This is a genomic window from Mycobacterium arosiense ATCC BAA-1401 = DSM 45069, from assembly GCF_002086125.1.
GTDB lineage: Bacteria > Actinomycetota > Actinomycetes > Mycobacteriales > Mycobacteriaceae > Mycobacterium > Mycobacterium arosiense.
Window position 1 is genome coordinate 1 of the sequence record NZ_MVHG01000265.1, and the last position, 377, is coordinate 377.

1 protein-coding gene is annotated in these 377 nt (G+C 63.1%); it reads right to left on the reverse strand.

All coding sequences use genetic code 11. The annotated features are described in order from the left end of the window. A partial coding sequence (locus BST14_RS31860) for an NAD-glutamate dehydrogenase domain-containing protein (protein ID WP_142279706.1) occupies window positions 1-377 on the reverse strand: 377 nt, incomplete at both ends.

A 377-nucleotide genomic window follows, 5' to 3' on the forward strand; every position in this document is an offset into this window, starting at 1 on the left:
GCCTTGGCGAAGGACAGCAGGACCGGTTCGCGCAGGTAGGCGACGGCATAGTCCTCGATGTGCAGGTCATCCTTGCTCAGGCCGGCACGCAGCAGACGGGTCAGGCCGAGGAAGGATTTCTCGTCGTAGACCATGCGCCCGCCGTCGGCCTCGTCGGCGACGCTGAATTCCTCGTAGCCGAGGAAGGTGAAGTGGTTGTCCAGCAGCCATTCGAGATAGCTGCGTACTTCCTTCAGTTCCTCCGCCGGCACCTTCAGCTTGGCCTTGCCAAGCCAGGTCAGCAGTTCGCGGGCCTTGGCCTTCATCGGTTCGAAGTCGGCGACGGTCACGCGTACTTCACCGAGCACTTCCAGGATGGCCTTCTCCAGCGCCCGCAG